16 protein-coding genes and 1 riboswitch are annotated in these 15,685 nt (G+C 71.5%); of the genes, 10 read left to right on the top strand and 6 right to left on the bottom strand.

Annotated features, from left to right (window positions below; translation table 11 throughout):
• Window positions 1–57 precede the first annotated feature (57 nt).
• The gene (locus ACIQOW_RS27440; protein ID WP_401089239.1) at window positions 58–1,647 is read left to right on the top strand and encodes a globin domain-containing protein; all 1,590 of its coding nucleotides are present in this window, start codon (window positions 58–60) and stop codon (window positions 1,645–1,647) included.
• Here the strand turns inward: ACIQOW_RS27440 and ACIQOW_RS27435 are convergent, their stop codons facing one another.
• Entirely contained in the window at window positions 1,648–2,190 is a 543-nt protein-coding gene (locus tag ACIQOW_RS27435) for an NUDIX domain-containing protein (protein WP_401089237.1), read from the bottom strand.
• Between the two features lie 238 nt (window positions 2,191–2,428).
• Between ACIQOW_RS27435 and ACIQOW_RS27430 the strand changes: the two genes are divergently transcribed.
• Both ACIQOW_RS27430 and ACIQOW_RS27425 read left to right on the top strand, forming a co-directional pair.
• A complete protein-coding gene (locus ACIQOW_RS27430; RefSeq protein WP_401089235.1) occupies window positions 2,429–3,274 on the top strand; it encodes an IclR family transcriptional regulator in 846 nt (281 codons plus the stop codon).
• Window positions 3,275–3,475: 201 nt separating this feature from the next.
• The gene (locus ACIQOW_RS27425; RefSeq protein WP_401089233.1) at window positions 3,476–3,901 is read left to right on the top strand and encodes an SsgA family sporulation/cell division regulator; all 426 of its coding nucleotides are present in this window, start codon (window positions 3,476–3,478) and stop codon (window positions 3,899–3,901) included.
• A gap of 99 nt (window positions 3,902–4,000) precedes the next feature.
• Here the strand turns inward: ACIQOW_RS27425 and ACIQOW_RS27420 are convergent, their stop codons facing one another.
• Window positions 4,001–4,381, bottom strand: coding sequence for a phage holin family protein (locus ACIQOW_RS27420; RefSeq protein WP_188297164.1), 381 nt, complete (start codon window positions 4,379–4,381; stop codon window positions 4,001–4,003).
• Window positions 4,382–4,512: 131 nt separating this feature from the next.
• On the opposite strand from ACIQOW_RS27420, the gene tenA reads away from it, so the two are divergent.
• Window positions 4,513–5,184, top strand: a complete 672-nt coding sequence (gene tenA, locus ACIQOW_RS27415) for a thiaminase II (protein ID WP_401089231.1) — start codon at window positions 4,513–4,515, stop codon at window positions 5,182–5,184.
• Window positions 5,185–5,240: 56 nt separating this feature from the next.
• On the opposite strand, the gene ACIQOW_RS27410 is transcribed toward tenA, so the two are convergent.
• Window positions 5,241–6,548 (bottom strand): hypothetical protein, encoded by a 1,308-nt coding sequence (locus tag ACIQOW_RS27410; RefSeq protein WP_401089228.1) that lies wholly within the window; start codon window positions 6,546–6,548, stop codon window positions 5,241–5,243.
• Window positions 6,549–6,809: 261 nt separating this feature from the next.
• Between ACIQOW_RS27410 and ACIQOW_RS27405 the strand changes: the two genes are divergently transcribed.
• A complete protein-coding gene (locus tag ACIQOW_RS27405) occupies window positions 6,810–7,010 on the top strand; it encodes a DUF5326 family protein (protein WP_188297167.1) in 201 nt (66 codons plus the stop codon).
• A gap of 82 nt (window positions 7,011–7,092) precedes the next feature.
• Here the strand turns inward: ACIQOW_RS27405 and ACIQOW_RS27400 are convergent, their stop codons facing one another.
• Window positions 7,093–9,867 (bottom strand): PKD domain-containing protein, encoded by a 2,775-nt coding sequence (locus ACIQOW_RS27400; protein WP_401089225.1) that lies wholly within the window; start codon window positions 9,865–9,867, stop codon window positions 7,093–7,095.
• A 238-nt stretch (window positions 9,868–10,105) separates the two neighbouring features.
• Window positions 10,106–10,240, top strand: a riboswitch (TPP riboswitch).
• Between ACIQOW_RS27400 and thiC the strand changes: the two genes are divergently transcribed.
• The gene (gene thiC / locus ACIQOW_RS27395) at window positions 10,235–12,049 is read left to right on the top strand and encodes a phosphomethylpyrimidine synthase ThiC (protein WP_401089223.1); all 1,815 of its coding nucleotides are present in this window, start codon (window positions 10,235–10,237) and stop codon (window positions 12,047–12,049) included. It overlaps the preceding riboswitch by 6 nt.
• A 58-nt stretch (window positions 12,050–12,107) precedes the next feature.
• On the opposite strand, the gene ACIQOW_RS27390 is transcribed toward thiC, so the two are convergent.
• Complete coding sequence (locus ACIQOW_RS27390) at window positions 12,108–12,632, bottom strand: nuclear transport factor 2 family protein (protein WP_401089221.1); 525 nt, start codon at window positions 12,630–12,632, stop codon at window positions 12,108–12,110.
• A gap of 246 nt (window positions 12,633–12,878) precedes the next feature.
• On the opposite strand from ACIQOW_RS27390, the gene ACIQOW_RS27385 reads away from it, so the two are divergent.
• From ACIQOW_RS27385 to ACIQOW_RS27370, 4 genes are all read left to right on the top strand, one after another.
• The gene (locus ACIQOW_RS27385) at window positions 12,879–13,862 is read left to right on the top strand and encodes an NAD-dependent epimerase/dehydratase family protein (protein ID WP_401089219.1); all 984 of its coding nucleotides are present in this window, start codon (window positions 12,879–12,881) and stop codon (window positions 13,860–13,862) included.
• Between the two features lie 103 nt (window positions 13,863–13,965).
• Complete coding sequence (locus tag ACIQOW_RS27380; protein ID WP_401089217.1) at window positions 13,966–14,187, top strand: type II toxin-antitoxin system VapB family antitoxin; 222 nt, start codon at window positions 13,966–13,968, stop codon at window positions 14,185–14,187.
• On the top strand, window positions 14,184–14,603 hold the full coding sequence (locus ACIQOW_RS27375) for a PIN domain-containing protein (RefSeq protein ID WP_401089215.1): 420 nt from the start codon (window positions 14,184–14,186) through the stop codon (window positions 14,601–14,603). The genes ACIQOW_RS27380 and ACIQOW_RS27375 overlap by 4 nt, the downstream gene beginning before the upstream one ends.
• 127 nt (window positions 14,604–14,730) lie before the next feature.
• Window positions 14,731–15,168, top strand: coding sequence for an SRPBCC domain-containing protein (locus ACIQOW_RS27370; protein ID WP_401089213.1), 438 nt, complete (start codon window positions 14,731–14,733; stop codon window positions 15,166–15,168).
• Window positions 15,169–15,240: 72 nt separating this feature from the next.
• Here the strand turns inward: ACIQOW_RS27370 and ACIQOW_RS27365 are convergent, their stop codons facing one another.
• A complete protein-coding gene (locus ACIQOW_RS27365) occupies window positions 15,241–15,627 on the bottom strand; it encodes a VOC family protein (protein WP_401089211.1) in 387 nt (128 codons plus the stop codon).
• Window positions 15,628–15,685: the final 58 nt, after the last annotated feature.

The raw sequence follows: 15,685 nt of genomic DNA, 5'->3' as shown, positions 1-15,685 counted from the left end.
CGGTGGCGCAGGCCGGCCGGAGGCGAAACGATTCTCTTGGGTACTCGAAACGTTGCGGTGAAGTCCCGCGGAACAGTTCTGGTCCGCACCGGACGCGGCTCGGCGGGGGTCGCCTCCGTCCCGGGCCTGTCGGAGGCCGCGCCCGAGGGGGGCACGTCCAAGGCGGCGGCCGTCCGGCCGCCGAGGCCGTCGGACCAGCAGCACCTCCCGCCGCCGGTGCCGGCGGACGCGCCGACTGCGGTGCTGCCGACGGTGCTTCCGCCGGTGCCGGTGCTTCCGCCGGTGCCGATGATGGAACCCGTCCGGCCGGTGGTCCCGGCCTGGCCGCCGGCCGTCCCCGTACCTGCGGCCGTGCCCGTCCCGGAGTTCCGTCCGCCGTTCGCCGACGCGCCCGGTCTCAACCGGGCGGGCCCCGGCGACCGGTGGAGCGACGCCTGGGGCGTACGGACAGCCGCCGGACGGCTCCGGGCCGCGCCCCTCCCCGCCGCGGGGGCGGGCCGGCCGGTGGAGGAGCCCACCGCCAGGGACGTCGAGGTGGTCCGGTCCTGCCTCGCCGCCGTCGAGCCGGTCGCCGACCGGGCCACCGGGCACTTCTACGCGCTGCTCTTCCTGCGCCACCCCGAGCTGCGCTCGTTCTTCCCCGCCGCCATGGACGCCCACCGCGACCTGCTGTTCCGCACCCTGCTGACCGTCGTGCGCCAGCTCGACCAGCCGGCGGCCCTGCGGGCCACCCTGGCCGGACTCGGCCGCGGCCACCGCAGGTACGGCACCCTGGCCGCCCACTACGCCGCGGTGGAGGAGTGCCTGCTGCGGACACTGGCCCGGTACGCGGCCGACCGCTGGGACGCGGAGGCCGATCAGGCCTGGCGCCGCGCCTACCGGATGACCGCCGCGACCATGATCGAGGCCGCCGAGGAGGACGCCCGCACCTCGCCGCCCTGGTGGCAGGGCGAGGTCGTCCGGCACGAGCGCCGCACCCGGGACGTCGCGGCGATCACCGTCCGGCCGGACCAGGCGTACCCGTTCCGGGCCGGGCAGTACGCCGCGCTGGAGACGCCCTGGTGGCCGCGGGTCTGGCGGCACTACTCCTTCGCCTGCGCACCCCGCGGGGACGGGCTGCTGACCTTCCACGTCAAGGCCGTCCAGGCGGGCTGGGTGAGCAACGCGCTGGTCCACCGGGCCGCGCCGGGGGACGTGCTGCGGCTGGGCCCGGCGGCCGGCTCGATGACCGTCGACCACGCGGCCGGCGCCGACCTGCTCTGCCTCGGCGGCGGCACCGGCATCGCGCCGGTCCTGGCCCTGGTCGAGGAGGCGGCCGAGTACGGCGTGCCCGGCCGCCGGGTCGAGGTGTTCTACGGCGCCCGCCGGGCCGAGGAGCTGTACGGGCTGGCCGGACTGCGCGAACTGGCGGGGCGTCACCCCTGGCTGACGGTCCGTGCCGTGCTGTCCGGGGGCGGCCCCGCCGGGCGCCTGCTGACCGGTGAACTGCCCGAGGTGGTGGGCAGGTTCGGCCCGTGGGCCGGCCGCGAGGCGGTGCTCAGCGGGCCGCCCGCGATGGTGCGCCGGGGCGTCGGGGTGCTGCTGCGCGCGGGAGTGCCGGCCGAGCGGATCCGGCACGACCCGGTCGGCGGCCCGGCCCTCGGGTGATCACCCGAGATCGGGTGCGAGGAGCGCGCGGATGCCCTCGACGTTGGCCGCGAGGTACGCCCGCAGCCGGGGCGGGACCACGTTGACCGAGGTGACGCCCTCGCGGGTGAACGGCAGCCGGACCACCTCGTACTCGCCGTGCGGGTCCGTCACCTCGGGCCCGTGCCGCCGGCTGAGGTCCATCGAGGCGAGCCGGCAGACGAAGAAGTGCTGCACCTTGACCCCGTGCGGGTGCAGCAGGGTGCCGTCGTCGTGGTGCGTGTGGCTGATGGTGTCGACGAAGGCGGGCACCACGTCCACGATCTTGCCGCCGAGCTCCTCGTCCACCTCGCGGTGCAGCGCCTCGACCACCGTCCGGTCCTCAGGCTCGACCCCGCCGCCCGGGGTGATCCAGTACGGGTGCGGCGAGCCGGGACGGACCCGGCGGATCAGCACGATCGAGGCCGGGCCGTACGGATCGTCCGGGTCCAGCTCCAGCAGGATCGCCCGTGCGGTGCGCTTCACCACGGGGCGCGGTGGCGGGGTGCGGTTCTCGGGGCCCATGGCCACCTCCGGGGCTGGCGCGTTGTGCGGGAGTCTCCCGCGCCGGAGCCGGGGCGAAACCAGGAGAACGGGTCGAAACACCCCGGGATCGGGTCGAAACGCCGACCTGGTCGGGTGCATCCGTTCGGAGTCCCGCTGTGCTGCAATGGGCAGCCATCGGGCGAAGCGGAGGTTTCGTCCCGCATGTCCATTCTGGGCACGGACCTGTACGAGGGACTCGGGCTGGGGGTTGGGTGGCATGGATCGGATCGCGCGGTCGTTCGAGCAGGTGCAGTCGTTCGCACAGGCACAGTCGTTCGGGGCCGCGCAGGAACCCGGGGAAGCCGTGCCGCGCGGCACGGCCGCGGACCGCGGGCCCACCCTGATCGGCTCCGTCCAGCGGGCGCTGCGGCTGCTGGAGGCCGTCGGGGGCTTCCGGCACGGCGCGACCGCCAAGCAGCTGGCCAGGGCCGCCGAACTGCCCCTCGGCACCGCCTACCACCTGCTGCGCACCCTGGTCCACGAGGGCTACCTGCGGCGCTCGGAGGGGCGGTTCTTCCACGGGGAGGCGCTCGACGGGATAGCCCGCTCCCGCGCCGGGCACGGTGATCCCGGCCTGCGGGCGCGGATGCAGGCGTTACGGGACGAACTCGGCGCCGCCGTCTACTTCGCGCTCTACCGGGACGGCGAGGTCCAGGTGGTGGACGTGGTCGAGGACCCGAACCGGCCCGCCGTCGAGCCCTGGGCGGACTTCAGGGCCACCGCCCACGCGCACGCCATCGGCCAGTGCCTGCTCGGCCAGCTGCCCGAGGAGGAGCGCCGCGACCACCTCTCCCGCCACCCGCCCGACGGGCTCACCCCGTCCACCCTCAGCGGCGAGACCGCCGTGCTGCGCCGGCTCGCCTCGCTGCGGCCGACCATGCCCGTGCTGGAGCGGCAGGAGTACGCGCTCGGCACGGTCTGCGCGGCCGTCGCCATCACCATAGGCCCGGTGGTCGCCACCATGGCCCTCTCGCTCCCGGTCGAGCAGTCCGACCGGCTGGTGCCCGCCGCCCGCCAACTGCGGCGCGGGGTCGGGGCGATGAGCCCGGCGTTCATCCTCTGACCCTACTTGGTCTAGACCGATGCCGATTCGTTCACCATTTGAAAAAGCACACCTTGTCCACTACATCCCCAAACGTGGACGATGATGATCGAACGTGGATTGGTTGCATAAACCGTCACAAAAACCGTCGAAAACATGTCCGGCCGCCATCGGGCCAAGCACCACCGGCGGCGTGCGGGCAGAACGAGAGGTACTGGCGCCATGCAGCACAACACAGTCCAGGGACACCTGGTGATGAACCTCGTGGTCTCGCACGAGCTCTCCTTCCGCCTCCCGGTGGACCTGGCGTACGAGGCCGACGACCCGTACGCCGTCCGGCTCACCTTCCACCTGCCCGGGGACGCCCCGGTCACCTGGTTCTTCGCGCGGGAGCTGCTGCTCGACGGGATCAGCGGCCCGGCCGGCGAGGGCGACGTGCACGTCCGCCCGGTCGGCGAGGAGCTCTCGGAGGTCTGCATCGTGCTGCGCTCCCCCGACGGCGACGCCCTGCTGCGGGCCCCGTCCGCGCCGCTGATCGCCTTCCTGGCGCGTACCGACCGGCTGGTGCCGATGGGCCAGGAGCTCACCGGACGGGACATCGACGCCCAGCTCGCGGACATCCTCAAGGGGCGTGAGAACGCGGGGTGAACGCTCCGGGGGCCGTCCGCCCGCACCGTGACGACGAAGGGGCCCGTACCCGGTGGAACACCGGGTACGGGCCCCTTCCGGGTGCCCGCACGACATCGGTCAGTCGTCGTCCAGGGCCAGGTGCAGGCCCCAGGCGACCAGGCTGATGATGAGCGAACCCACCAGCGCGGAGCCGAAGTTCACCACGTGGAAGTCCAGGCTCAGCTTCCCGGAGGCCCAGGAGGTGAGCAGGAGCATCAGGGCGTTGATCACGAAGGTGATCAGTCCCAGCGTGAGGATGAACAGCGGGAACGAGAACAGCTTGACCACCGGCTTGATCAGCCAGTTGACCACGCCGAACACCACGGCGACGCCGAGCACCGTCAGCGCCTTGTGCTGCCAGTCGGCGTTCCCCTGGGCGAGTTGGATGCCGCTGACGATCCAGGCGGCGACCCAGATGGCCGCCGCGTTGATCAGTGTCTTGATGACGAAACTCTTCATGCCGCCCAAGCCTGACAGGAACCCCGGTCCCAGCGGAACCACCGGACGGCGGGTCGGTGGCGAACGCCAGGGGGCGCGTAGGCGGACGGACGGGCCCGGGGGCCGAGCGGCCCGCCGGTTAGGGTCGCCCCATGAGCACCAAGACGCTGACCGAAGAACTCTGGGCGGCCATCGAGCCGGTGTACGCCGAGATCCTCGCCCACCCCTTCCTGGCCGGGCTCACCGACGGCACGCTGCCGCGCGAGGCCTTCCGCCACTTCGTCGTCCAGGACTCGCACTACCTGCGCGACTACGCCCGCGCGCTCGCCGTCTGCGCCGCCAGGGCGCCCGGCGAGGAGGACGTCAGGGCCTTCGCCGACGACGCGGTCGGCGCGCTGGCGGCCGAGCAGGGCATGCACGCCGAGTTCCTGACCGCGTTCGGCGGCAGCGCCGAAGAGGCGGCCGCCGAGCCGGTGCTGCCCACCACCCGGGCCTACACCAGCTACCTGCTGGCCACCGTCTACGGCGGCTCCTTCGCCGAGGCGGTCGGCGCGGTGCTGCCCTGCTACTGGATCTACGCCCGGGTCGGCGAGGCGCTGCTCGCCCAGGGCTCGCCCGACCCGCTGTACGCCAAGTGGATCGCCACCTACGGCGACGAGGCCTTCCAGTCGGTGGTCCGCCGGGTGCTGGCGCTCACCGACCGGCTGGGCGAGGAGCTGTCCGCGACCGAACGCCGCAAGGTGGTCGGGCACTTCGTGACCACCTCGCGCTACGAGTGGATGTTCTGGGACGCCGCCTGGCGCGGCGAGCGCTGGCCGGTCTGAGCCCGTGCGGCCGGCCTCCCCGGTGTTCCGGGAGGGCCGGCCGCACGCGGGTGTGCTCAGCCGGTGACGAAGTAGCCCGTCAGGTCGGCGATCAGGTGCACCGGTCCGCTGTGGTTGTAGACGGAGTAGGTGCCCCTGCCGGTGACCGCGGTGGTCGCCGAGTTGGCGACGGTCTGCCCGGGCTCGAAGTTGACCGTGGAGGTGTCCGGCCGCGTGCCCTGGCCCTGGCCCCGGAACACCGTGAGGTAACCGGACTCGCCGGCGTCGGTGACCGTGAGGTTGGCCTCGACGCCCATCGCGTTCGGGACGGAGCCGTCGGTGGGAACGGCCTGGAGGTCCGTGGTCGACAGCGGCAGGAGCTTGCCGCCGGCCTCCCGGGTGTCGCGGATGCGCACCGGCGTCCTGAGCGCGCTGAAGAGCCCCTGGCCGGACTGGCCGTAGGAGCCGACGACGTCCACGATGACGTGCGCCCAGCCGGCGTGGTTGTAGATGTCGATCTTTCCGTCGGCCCCGACCGGCACCACGACCTGGTTGGCGACGGTCCTTCCGACCGGGAAGTTGACGTTCGAACCGGAGGCGGGCCGCGGTGATCCGCTCGGGTACGCGGTCAGGTAGCTGTCCCAGGTGCCGTCGGTCGCGGTGACGTTGAGGATCACCGAGGTGGCGTCCGCGGTACCCAGCTCGGGGCGGCGGACCTGGTAGGTGCGCACCGCGTCGCCGCCGAGCCGTCCGGTGCCGTCCGTCCGGCTGTCGGCGATCCGGACCGGGTTCAGCGGGCCGTACTTGTCGGTCGCCCCGGGCCGGTAGTAGCCGACCACGTCGAGCACGACGTCGGTGGTGCCCCAGTTGTTGTAGACGGTGATCCACGGGGAGGTGCGGCTGACCGGGCCGACCGCGACCGTGACCAGGTTCGAGACGGTCTGGCCGGCCTTGAAGTTGATGCTGGAGGTGGCGGGCCTGGTCCCCGGCTGGCCGGGGACGGAGCCGATCGACAGGAAGCCGTCGGCGGTCGGATTGGTCGCGGTCACGTTGACCACCACGGCCGTGACGTCGGCCGGGACGACGGAGTAGCACTCCTGCGGCGGGTGGCTGTGACAGCCCGTGGCGAGCGGGGTCGAGAAGTACTCGCCCGCCTGGAGCGGCCGTGCGGTGCGGGTCGCCGGGACCTGGTTGTAGTCGCGGGTGTCCAGGACCCGGGTCGGGACCATCCCGGTGAAGCCGGCCGGGGCGGTGACGTCGGCCGCGGCGGTCGCCGGTGCGGCGGGAGTGGCGGGTGCGGCGGTGGCCACGCCGGCGGCGAGGGCGGGAGCGGTGAGGCTGAGGGCGGCCAGGGCGGCCAGGGAAACGGCTGTACGGGCTCGCATGATCGGACTCCCCCGGATCGACGGTGCCGGACCGGCCTGCTTCCGGCACTGGTTGGACGAACGGGAAGCCCGGAGGTTGCGCGTCCGTCCGGGTGAATTCTCGGGGGTCCCCCGGGGGGACGGGATCGGGGTGATCTCGGGGTTCTCTCCGGGCCGTTGGGCCTCGTTCCCGCACTCGCGCCACCGTACGATCGAAGTACCGAAAGCAAGCGGGATGCGGCACCGGACGGCGGCCGACCCGAGGGGAGAAGAGGAACCGACATGGCTGAGCTCTGGAAGTCGCTGCCCTCCTGGGTGCGCAACATCGTCATCCCGGTGCTGGTCCTGGTGCTGGCCTGGAACATCGTCGCCTTCGTCTTCGGCGTCGTCGGCGCGCTGCTCTCGATCGTGATCAAGCTGCTGGTGGTGGTCGGCATCGCGGCCGCCGTGGTGGTCCTGGTGAAGAAGGCCGCCAAGGGCTGACCGGCTTCCCGTGACGCCGCCCTGAGGCCCGGCCCCCCGCGAAGGGGGAGCCGGGCCTCGGGCGTTCCCGGGAGCGGGGCCGCTACTGGTTGCGGTAGTAGCCGAAGAGGTCGGCGATGACGTGGGTCGTGCCGGAGTTGTTGGCGATGTCGAACCGGCCCTGGGGGTCCACCGGGATGGTGGTGTGGTTGGGGACGTCCAGGCCCGGGCTGGCGTTGAGGTTGCTGGTGCCGGGCTTGGCCGTGCCGGTGGCCCAGGCGGTGAGGTGGGTGGGCTCCGTGGTCCCGGTCGCCGTCAGGTTGACCACCGCGGCGGTCGCCCCGGCGGGCACGCCGCCGACCGTACGGCTGGAGGACGGACCGAACGGGCCGCTGTCCCGCGAGTCCAGCAGGCGGCTCGGCGTGACCGGGGTGAACAGGCCCTTGCCGTCCGGGCCGTAGTAGCCGAAGACGTCGACCACCAGGTGGGTGGCGGCCGCGTTGGTGAAGAGCTCGACGCTGCCGTCCGCGCCCAGCGGGACCACCACCTGGTTGGGGATGTTCCGGCCGGGGACGGTGTTGAGGTTGGAACCGGCCGCGGGGCGCTGGGTGCCGCCGGGGTAGGCCGCGACGAAGCCCGCCGAGGTGGACCCGGTGGCCGTCACGTTGAGCACCGCCGAGGTCGCGTTCGCCGGCACACCGCCGGCGCCGGCGACCTTCAGCCGGCGGGCGCTGCCCGAGGTCAGCGGGTTGTCGTCGGACCGGGTGTCCAGCAGCCGGGCCGGGGCGACGGAGGCGAACCGGTCGGTGCTGCCGGCCGTGAAGTAGCCGAGCACGTCGGCGACGGCGTGCACGTAGCCGGAGTTGTTGCGGATCACCACCGTGCCGTTCGGGCCGACCGGCACGGTCACCAGGTTGGCGACGTCCTGGCCGGGGCCGAAGTTCACGTTCGAGGTGGCCGGCCGGGCGGCGGCGGACGGGTAGACGTCCAGGTGGCTGGTGGCGGTGCCCTGGGTGGCGGTCAGGTTGATCACCACGGCGGTGGCGTTCGCGGGCACCAGGTTGCCGGCCGAGCCGGAGACCCGGTTGCGGATGTCCAGGTCGAAGGTCGAGCCGGGGCCGAACCGCGGGTAGTGGCTGCCGGGCTGGCGGGTGTCCATGATCCGGGTCGGCGTGATCGCGGTGAAGCCGGACGGGGCGTAGTCGACGGTGACCTGCCGGGTGCTGGTCACGGTCGCGCCGGAGTCGTCGGTGACGGTGGACTTCACGGTGTACGTGCCGGGCTTGGCGTACACGTGGCGCTCGGTGAAGTAGCCCTCGTTCGGCTTGGCCGGGCCGTCGCCGAAGTCGAAGGAGTAGCCGCTGATCCGCCACGGGCTGGTCGTGGTGACCTTGGCCCTGACCGCCAGCGGGTCGCTGCTGGTGTCCTGGTCCACCGCGAGGGAAGCGGTGAGCGGCTTGTCCTCGCCCGCCTGGACCGGCCAGGACAGCTCGCCGGTGACCGAGCCACCGAGGCCGTCGGTGACGGTGACCTTCGGCCGGTAGTCGCCGGGAGCGGTGTAGGTGTGGCGGACCGTCGGCTCGGCGGAGGTCACCGGATCGGTGCCGTCGGCGAAGTCGAAGGTGTAGCCGAGCGTCGTCTTCCAGGTGTCGGTCGCCGTCGCGGTGAGCTCGACGGTGAATGGCGCGGGGCCGGTCGGGGCCTCGTGCACGGTCCCGCGCGCGTCCAGCCGGACCTCCTGGAGGCCGACGACCTCGTACGCGCCGCGGTCCCGGTAGCTGCTGTCCGGTCCGGTGTTGGCGACCTCCGGGTGGTCGACCGCTCCGTGGCCGAGCAGGTCGACGGCGGGGGTGCCGGGCGTCTGCGGACCGGCGGAGTCGATCGCGGTGCCCGCGGCAGGGCCGGTGGCGGCCTTGGGGACGGACAGCGGCCAGAAGGCGTCGTCGAACTGCACGTAGCCGTTCAGGTCGTGCTTGCCCTGGCCGGTGGCGGCCAGGAGGTCTTCGGGGGTCCTGTAGACGGCGCCGGCCCACTTGTAGGTGTCGGCGGAGGGCCATCGCAGGGTGTTGTAGTCGAGGGTGGTCCCCGCCGTCGAGCCGGCGGACACCTGGACGGTGCCCAGGGCCACGACGTTGTCGGTGATCGTGGCATGGTCGGACGAGCCGGCCAGATCGAGGACGACCGAGGTGTTCCACGTCGTGTGCGTGGTGTTGTGGGTGATCGTCGCGCCCGGGGCGTCGGTCAGCGAGACCGACGAACCGTACACGGTGACGAAGTCGTTCCCGGCGATCACCGTCCCGGTGACACCCGGGCCGGCCGTCACACCGCCGCTCGTTCCGCGGACGACCGACCGCTCGACCCTGACACGGTCGCTGGGCCCGGTGATCCTCACGGCCGGCCGGACAGCCGCGTTGTTCTCCTGCTCGATCCAGTTGCCCGAGAGCTCGACCCGGCTGACGCCGTCGAGCTCGAAGCCAGGCACGTCGAAGCCGGAGAACACGATGTCGTGCTGGCCGGATATCTTCACCGGCTGCCGCAGCGGACCGGAGATGGACGGGATGTCCGGCGACTTGCCGAGACGGCCCGCGCCGCGGAAGGTGATCGGCTTGCCGGGCTCTCCGGAGTGCCGGACGGTCACGTCCTCGATGTAGCTGCTCTGCGCGACCTCCACGGTCTGGCCCGGCAGCACTCGGTCCGCGGCGGCCTGGATGGTGCAGAACGGTATGGCCCGGGTGCCGGGGCCGCTGTCGTCGCAGGTGGAACCATGGTCCTTCACGTACAGCACGGCGGCCGGTTCGGCCGCCACCGCGGGCAGTGGCAGGCCCACCACCGCGGAGATCACGGCGGCGCTCAGGCCCGCCGCATGACGGATGCGCACGGTGCGTTTCCCCCAAGAGTCGTCAAAGCCGCGGACCCCCCGGGCGGAGTGCGGGCCCGGGTGGGCCGTGCACGCCCTGATGGAGTGTCTGCGGAGCGTTGGTGAGCATTATGGGGGCGGGGTAGGACGGTTTCGGCCGTGGGGTGCTCCGGGCGTCGTCGGCCGGCCCCCCGGTGACACGCTCTGGACCTGCGGCGATCCGCTCGCTACCGTGTTGGGCGTCGTGTGCAGGCAACACCGCCTGCGACGCGGGAGCTCGGAGCACCGGGCTGAGAGGGCGCTGACCGGGACGTCGACGGACGGACCGACGGCTGCGTCGACCGCAGGAACCTGACCGGGTAATGCCGGCGTAGGGAGTAGAGGTCTGATGACCACGTTCGAAGCACAGCCGCAGTCTGCCCAGGGCGCCCCCAGCAGCGAGCGCACCGGCTACCCGACCCCGGCCTGGCGCAAGGCCCACCGCGAGGGATCGCGTCCCGACCTGCGCGTTCCGTACCGCGAGGTGCAGCTCACCAACGGCAGGACCGTCCCGCTGTACGACACCTCGGGCCCGTACACCGACCCGTCCTACGAGCCCGACGTGCGGCGCGGCCTGCCCGCGCTGCGGGACGCCTGGATCCGCCAGCGCGGCGACGTCGAGGAGTACGACGGCCGCGAGGCGCGCCCCGAGGACGACGGGATCAGGCACACCTCGCCGCGCGGCGGCAACCTGCGCAACCTGGACGCCGTCTTCCCTGGCCGTCCGCGTCGCCCGCTGCGTGGCCGCGGCGGTGTCGCCGTCACCCAACTCGCTTACGCCAAGCGGGGCGTGGTGACTCCCGAGATGGAGTTCGTGGCGCTGCGCGAGGGCCTGGCGCCCGAGTTCGTGCGCGCCGAGGTGGCCCGCGGACGGGCCGTCATCCCGGTCAACGTGAACCACCCGGAGGTGGAGCCGGCGATCATCGGCACCAACTTCCTGGTGAAGATCAACGCCAACATCGGCAACTCGGCCGTCACCTCCTCGATCGAGGAGGAGGTGGAGAAGATGACCTGGGCCACCCGCTGGGGTGCCGACACCGTCATGGACCTCTCCACCGGCCGTAACATCCACACCACCCGCGAGTGGATCCTGCGCAACTCCCCGGTGCCGATCGGCACGGTGCCGCTCTACCAGGCGCTGGAGAAGGTCGACGGCAAGGCCGAGGAGCTGAGCTGGGAGGTCTACCGGGACACCATCGTCGAGCAGTGCGAGCAGGGCGTCGACTACATGACCGTCCACGCCGGCGTGCTGCTGCGCTACGTCCCGCTCACCGCCCGCCGCAAGACCGGCATCGTCTCGCGCGGCGGCTCGATCATGGCGGCCTGGTGTCTGGCGCACCACCGGGAGAACTTCCTCTACACGAATTTCGAGGAGCTCTGCGACATCCTCGCCTCCTACGACGTCACCTTCTCGCTCGGTGACGGCCTGCGCCCGGGCTCGATCGCGGACGCCAACGACGAGGCCCAGTTCGCCGAGCTGGAGACCCTCGGCGAACTCGGCCGGATCGCCCGCGAGCGGGACGTCCAGGTGATGATCGAGGGCCCGGGCCACGTCCCGATGAACAAGATCAGGGAGAACATGGATCTCCAGAAGGAGATCTGCGACGAGGCGCCGTTCTACACCCTCGGCCCGCTCACCACGGACGTCGCGCCCGGCTACGACCACATCACCTCGGGCATCGGCGCCGCGATGATCGCCTGGTGGGGCACCGCGATGCTCTGCTACGTGACCCCCAAGGAGCACCTGGGCCTGCCCAACCGGGACGACGTCAAGACCGGCGTGATCACCTACAAGATCGCCGCCCACGCCGCCGACCTGGCCAAGGGCCACCCCGGCGCCCAGGCCTGGGACGACGCCCTCTCCGACGCCCGCTTCGAGTTCCGCTGGGAGGACCAGTTCAACCTGGCCCTCGACCCGGAGACCGCCCGGTCCTTCCACGACGAGACCCTCCCCGCCGAGCCCGCCAAGACCGCCCACTTCTGCTCGATGTGCGGCCCGAAGTTCTGCTCGATGAAGATCTCCCAGAAGATCCGTGACGAGCACGGCGACGGTTCCACCGCGGTGAACACCGAGTTCGACGCCGAGGCCCTGGCCGGCATGGCCGAGAAGTCGGCCGAGTTCGCGGCCCAGGGCAACAAGGTGTACCTCCCCCTGGTCGACTGACGCGGGACACCCGAGCGCCGCCCTCGATCACCTCGGGGCGGCGCTCTGCCGTCTTCGGCTACTCCTCGGCGCCGCCGAAGACCGTGTGGTGTCCGCGCGCGGTGTCCATGTACTCGCGGACGCGGTGGATCAGACCGTCGCGGAGTTCGAAGACCAGGCAGTAGTCGTTGGCGTAGTGGTTTCCGTTGGCGAGCGTCGCGGTCATGGTCTCCTCCACCACCACGCGGTCGCCGTCGGCGTGGAAACCGTGGAAGGTGACGTCCACGTCACTGGCGAACAGGCGGGAGAAGTCCTCGGCGAGGAAGCGCGTGATGACTTCCCTGCCGACCAGGTGGCTGGGGCAGTCCAGCGCGGTGGCCGTCGCGTTCCCCGGAGGCGCCAGCCACTCGGCGTCCTCGGTGAAGACCGCGGAGATCCGGTCGGCGTCGTGGGTGGCGAACGCCTTCCAGGCGGCCTGGACGATGTCGTGGCTGCTCATCGCGTCGCGGTCGGGGTGGGCGCCGGGCCGGGGGGTCGATGAAGCGGCCTCCAGGGTGCGGCGGATCACCGCCGAACCGTGCTCGACGGACTTGGGCCCCAGCATCCGGGGCGACGGCGTCGAAGGTCTTGAAGATCCTTGCGGGCCGTTCTGTCGTACCCGGCGGGTACCGTTCGCGGCATGCTGTCCGCATCGACCCTCGCGGCCCGGTCGGAGTTCACCGTGGCCGTGGTGGGGTGCCCGCCGCTGGTGTTCGCGGCCGACACATGATCGAACCGGTTTTCACCCGAATGGTTGCGGCTTCAGGTCCGCCGGCATGCGAGTCGGCCGTGGCGTCGGCACATTGAAAGCATGCTCGAAGCATACGAGAAGGTATTGGTGACCGGCGGGCTGGGATTCGTCGGACGGCACCTGACCAATTCTCTCCTCTTTCTGGGGAAAGAGGTGACCATCATCGACAACGCCAGGACGGCGATGAGTGTCGAACCGCCGTCCGGGGTCACCTTGCACCTGCTCGACATTCGTGAGGGCGATGCCATCGCCGAAGCCGTCGACGGTGCGGAACTGGTTTTCCACGTCGCCGCGAACGCCAACGGGACGCTGTCGGTGACGCAGCCGCGTCTGGACTTCGAGATCAACGCCCTCGGCACCGTCTCCTTCGCCGAGTCCCTGCTCAAGTCGGCCGTCCGCCGGGTCGTCTACGTCTCGTCCGCGTCCGTCTACGGGACGCCGCGGCGGTTCCCGATGGACGAGGACCACCCGACGCGGCCGTTCGTTCCGTACGGCGCCTCCAAGCTCAGCGGCGAGATCTCCTGTCTCGCGCTCCACCACGCGTGCGGCCTGCCCGTGGTGGTGGGCCGGCCGTTCTGCGTCTACGGGCCGGGCGAGAACCCGCACGAGGCGATGGTGGAGGTCGGCCGCTTCCTCCGCTGGCACCTCAACCACCGCCCGATCCAGATCGTCGGGGACATCGACCGGAAGACCCGTGACTTCGTCCATGTCACCGATCTGGTCCAGGGGTTGCTGACCATCGCCGACCGGGCGGAGCTGGGTGAGGTCTTCAACATCGGCTCCGGTACGGAGACGTCCATGCGGCAGCTCGTCGGCGCGATCGGCGAGGCGACCGGCGTGACGCCCGAGGTCAGCGTGATCCCGGAGATCGAGGACGACACCTACCGGCTGGTGGGGGACATCTCGAAGCTCCAGGGGCTGGGCTACCGGCCGGCGGTCGCGCTCACCGAGGGCGTGCGGGACGTGGTCGACCACCTCGGCGCGAACCCGGAGCTCCCCGGCAGCCCGACCATCTTCTCCCGCGGCCAGCACGGCGAGTCCTGATCCGGGCTCCGCTGTCCGCATCGCCGTCGCCGTTCACCGGCCCGAGCCGGGCGGGCACTGCTATATTCAAGAGAGCTGTTGGTTTTATATAGCGGAGGCGAATATGAGCGTGACGACCATCGATCTGGATGACGACGCCCTGGCGAAGGCTCTCCGCTTCTCCGTGGGCGCGACCAAGAAGGAGGTGGTGAACACCGCCTTGCGCGAGTACGCCGAGAGACACGAACGGGCCGCCCGGCGGGCTCGGCACTTCCAGGCCGCCCAGGAGTGGGACTACGAGGGGTGGCAGCAGCTCCGGGAGGCCGAGAAGCGAGGGGAGGGATGATCCGCTACCTCGCCGACTCCACCGCCGTGTGGCGGTTGCTGCGCGAAGAGCATCTGAACAACGCGTGGGGTGAGGACATCGACCTCCGGGTCATCGGATCGTGCGCTCCCCAGCGCACCGAGTTCCGGCGCTCCGCCCGCAACCTCGCGCACTACGAGCAGATGGGCGAGATGTTCGCCGACCTGTATCCCGATGTGCCTCTGCCGAAGAACACGTGGGGCTGGATCGAGTCCGCCCAGTTCAGGCTCGCTCAGAGCGGCGGAGCGGTCCGGGCGCTGTCCACCGTCGACCTGATGGTCTGTGCCACCGCGGCCCACCACGGGCTGATCGTGCTGCACGACGACAACGACTTCGTCACCGTCGCCGGGGTGCTGACCGATGTGCTTCAGCGCAGTGTCCGGGACGTTCCGCGCTAGCCGGCGGGCTGGGGCCGCAGGGCGGGCGGATCCGGCGGAAGAATTTTCCGTAGGAGCGATGAGTTTTCGGAGCGGCCCCGGTCTACCCCTGTGCAAGCGACGACGTGACCACGGAGGAGACACCGAGATGACCGAGAACCTGGGCGAGCTGACCATCACCCGCGAGCTGCCGGGCGGGCCGGCCGCCGCGTTCGAGGCGTACTTCGAGCCGGAGCAGTTCGTCCGCTTCTGGGGGCCGGTCGGCACCCACGTGCCGCTGGAGACCGTGACGATCGAGGCGCGGGAGGGCGGACGGTACGACAGCACCATGGTGCTCGACGAGACCGGTGAGCGGTACCCGCTGAAGGCCGAGATCACCGGGATCAGGGCCGGCGAGTTCTTCGCGATGGTGGAGGAGAACACCGGCATGCGGTCCACCCTCACCTTCACCGACCTCGGCGAGGGCCGCACCCGGGTGGTGCTGCACCAGACCGGGGTGCCGGAGATGTACCGCGGCCCGGAGGCCGAGGCCGGGCTCAACTCCAGCTTCGACCGCCTGGTCGAGCACCTCGCCGGGCGGAACTGACCCGCGCGCAGCGGGAGTTCGCAACTCTCGGGGTGCCGTCCCGGCCCGGTTCGCGGGGTGGGGCGGCACCGCTCAGTTGGCGGCGTCCTGGGGGTACCAGCGCAGTTCGACCGTGTTGCCGTCCGGGTCCCTGACGTAGAGGGAGGTGGCGGTGCCGCGGGCGCCGTAGCGGGAGACGGGGCCGTCGAGGACGGTGAAGGTGCCCGCGTCGACGACCTCCTGCCAGTCGAGGGGCTCGACGGTGAGGCAGATGTGGTCGACGTTGGACTCGTGCCGGGGGCCGTGGATCAGGTCGATGATGGTCTCGGGGGTGACACGGACGGAGGGGAAGGACACCTGCCCGGCCCGCCACTCGTCGACCCGGACGGGGGCCAGGCCGAGCAGGCCCTGGTAGAAGGCCAGCGAGCGTTCGACGTCGGCGACGTTGAGGACGAGGTGGTCGAAGGCTACGACGCGCATGGTGATCGGTTCCGTTCGGGTACGGCTGCTGGGGACGGGTTCCACGATCCTCCTGGTC

It is taken from the genome of Kitasatospora sp. NPDC091335 (assembly GCF_044757205.1).
GTDB lineage: Bacteria > Actinomycetota > Actinomycetes > Streptomycetales > Streptomycetaceae > Kitasatospora.
The sequence above is the reverse complement of the archived record's forward strand: the minus strand, read 5'-3'. Positions and strand labels throughout refer to the sequence as shown.

Excerpts from the sequence above, each read along its gene's own strand:
- ACIQOW_RS27435 (WP_401089237.1), bottom strand. The coding sequence starts at position 2,190 with ATGGGCCCCGAGAACCGCACCCCGCCACCGCGCCCCGTGGTGAAGCGC.
- ACIQOW_RS27430 (WP_401089235.1), top strand. The coding sequence starts at position 2,429 with ATGGATCGGATCGCGCGGTCGTTCGAGCAGGTGCAGTCGTTCGCACAG.
- ACIQOW_RS27425 (WP_401089233.1), top strand. The coding sequence starts at position 3,476 with ATGCAGCACAACACAGTCCAGGGACACCTGGTGATGAACCTCGTGGTC.
- ACIQOW_RS27420 (WP_188297164.1), bottom strand. The coding sequence starts at position 4,381 with ATGAAGAGTTTCGTCATCAAGACACTGATCAACGCGGCGGCCATCTGG.
- tenA (WP_401089231.1), top strand. The coding sequence starts at position 4,513 with ATGAGCACCAAGACGCTGACCGAAGAACTCTGGGCGGCCATCGAGCCG.
- ACIQOW_RS27410 (WP_401089228.1), bottom strand. The coding sequence starts at position 6,548 with ATGCGAGCCCGTACAGCCGTTTCCCTGGCCGCCCTGGCCGCCCTCAGC.
- ACIQOW_RS27405 (WP_188297167.1), top strand. The coding sequence starts at position 6,810 with ATGGCTGAGCTCTGGAAGTCGCTGCCCTCCTGGGTGCGCAACATCGTC.
- thiC (WP_401089223.1), top strand. The coding sequence starts at position 10,235 with ATGACCACGTTCGAAGCACAGCCGCAGTCTGCCCAGGGCGCCCCCAGC.
- ACIQOW_RS27390 (WP_401089221.1), bottom strand. The coding sequence starts at position 12,632 with ATGCTGGGGCCCAAGTCCGTCGAGCACGGTTCGGCGGTGATCCGCCGC.
- ACIQOW_RS27385 (WP_401089219.1), top strand. The coding sequence starts at position 12,879 with ATGCTCGAAGCATACGAGAAGGTATTGGTGACCGGCGGGCTGGGATTC.
- ACIQOW_RS27380 (WP_401089217.1), top strand. The coding sequence starts at position 13,966 with ATGAGCGTGACGACCATCGATCTGGATGACGACGCCCTGGCGAAGGCT.
- ACIQOW_RS27375 (WP_401089215.1), top strand. The coding sequence starts at position 14,184 with ATGATCCGCTACCTCGCCGACTCCACCGCCGTGTGGCGGTTGCTGCGC.
- ACIQOW_RS27370 (WP_401089213.1), top strand. The coding sequence starts at position 14,731 with ATGACCGAGAACCTGGGCGAGCTGACCATCACCCGCGAGCTGCCGGGC.
- ACIQOW_RS27365 (WP_401089211.1), bottom strand. The coding sequence starts at position 15,627 with ATGCGCGTCGTAGCCTTCGACCACCTCGTCCTCAACGTCGCCGACGTC.